Below are 1,337 nucleotides of genomic sequence, written 5' to 3'. Positions count from 1 at the left end.
AATCCTCACCCTGCGCTTCTACGGCAACCTCACCCAATCCCAGATCGCCGACCAGATCGGCATCTCCCAGATGCACGTCAGCCGCCTGCTCACCAGGGCGCTGACCAAGCTGCGCAATCAGCTGGATCCGGCGCTGTAGGGGTACCGCGGAGCCGCCGCCCGCTCAGCGGGCGACGGGCTTGCGCCTGGCCGCCGCCGGCACCCGGGGCTTCGGGCGCCGGGTGGCCGCACCGCGGGGCTTCGGGGTCGCGGCCGGCCTGTCCGGCGCGGGCCCGCTCGTCGTCAGGGGCCGGTCGCCGGCCGCGAGCCGAACCCAGATGGCGAAGACCGCGGCGACCGCGGCCGCGATGGCCGCGATGCCGGCGACGAACGCGAACCGGCCGGAGACCAGGTCCGGCATCGCGCGCTCGGACAGGACGACGGCGCCGATGCCCAGCAGGCCGGCCACGGCGCTGAGCGCCCCGATCCCGCCGAAGACCAGCATCGACAGCCGGTTCGGGCGGGCGGCGACGCCGGTGATCCGGGACCGGTAGGCCCGGACCAGGGCCGACGCGCCCGCGCCCCAGGCCAGCACGACCAGCAGGGCGGCGACGGTGTCGCTCGGCCGGTGCCACTCGGCCCAGACGGTGGCCACCGCGATGATCGTGACGTACGCCGCGCCGATCAGCGCCACGGTGCCGCGGATCGCGAACGGCAGCACCAGGATCAGGGCGAAGGCCACCGACGCGGCCGCGGTGGTGTGGCCGCTGGGGAACGAGTTCGGCGCCGGGAAGTCGTCCAGGTTCGGCCGCGGCAGGCGGTTCTTGAAGAGCCGGGTGCTGGCGTTGGCCCCGATCACCAGCACGCCCGCGGCGAGCGCCAGGTCGACGCGGCGCCGGATGAAGCCGATCGCGGCGGCGGCGACGCAGACCAGCACGAGGCTGGCGAGCGTGGTGCCGTTCAACGCCCGGTTGAGCACGTCGACGACGCGCGCGTGGTGCACGTCGGCGCCGCGCATCATCATCGTGTCGACGGTCTGCCCCAGCGGGGTACGCACGCAGGCGACATAGACGCCGGCGACGGCGGCGGCGGCCAGCAGCGCGACGAACGCGTGCCCCACCGCATGCCAGAAGCCACGCCCGCCCCCGCGGTCTGCGGTCGTGTCGGTATCCGCGGTGCGGCGTGCCAGGGCCGTCATCGGTCTCTGTCCTCCTGAGGCGTCGCGGGGTGCGCGGTTCCGCAATGCCCAGTCGGCACGCGTCTCAAGCACCCGGGCGGCGGGGATCTTAGTCCCCTTTCGTGGCATCGCGCCCCACGGGCCACGGTCTCGCCCCCGGCAACCCGGATGCACCCGCCGT

At 74.6% G+C, this 1,337-nt stretch carries 2 protein-coding genes; one reads left to right on the top strand and one right to left on the bottom strand.

Annotated elements, in window-relative coordinates; genetic code table 11:
- Positions 1-139, top strand: a 139-nt coding sequence (locus AB0F10_RS45730; RefSeq protein WP_360640912.1) for a sigma-70 family RNA polymerase sigma factor, incomplete at its 5' end; no start/stop codon positions are given.
- A gap of 24 nt (positions 140-163) precedes the next feature.
- Here AB0F10_RS45730 and AB0F10_RS45725 read toward each other — a convergent pair.
- Positions 164-1,177: a phosphatase PAP2 family protein gene (locus AB0F10_RS45725; protein WP_360640910.1), complete on the bottom strand. Its 1,014-nt coding sequence runs from the start codon at positions 1,175-1,177 to the stop codon at positions 164-166.
- Positions 1,178-1,337 lie beyond the last annotated feature (160 nt).

The organism is Actinoplanes sp. NPDC026623 (assembly GCF_040638275.1).
Lineage (GTDB): Bacteria > Actinomycetota > Actinomycetes > Mycobacteriales > Micromonosporaceae > Actinoplanes.
Note: the sequence above shows the minus strand (reverse complement) of the source record. Positions and strands in the feature narration are given on the sequence as shown.

Excerpts from the sequence above, each read along its gene's own strand:
- AB0F10_RS45725 (WP_360640910.1), bottom strand. The coding sequence starts at position 1,177 with ATGACGGCCCTGGCACGCCGCACCGCGGATACCGACACGACCGCAGAC.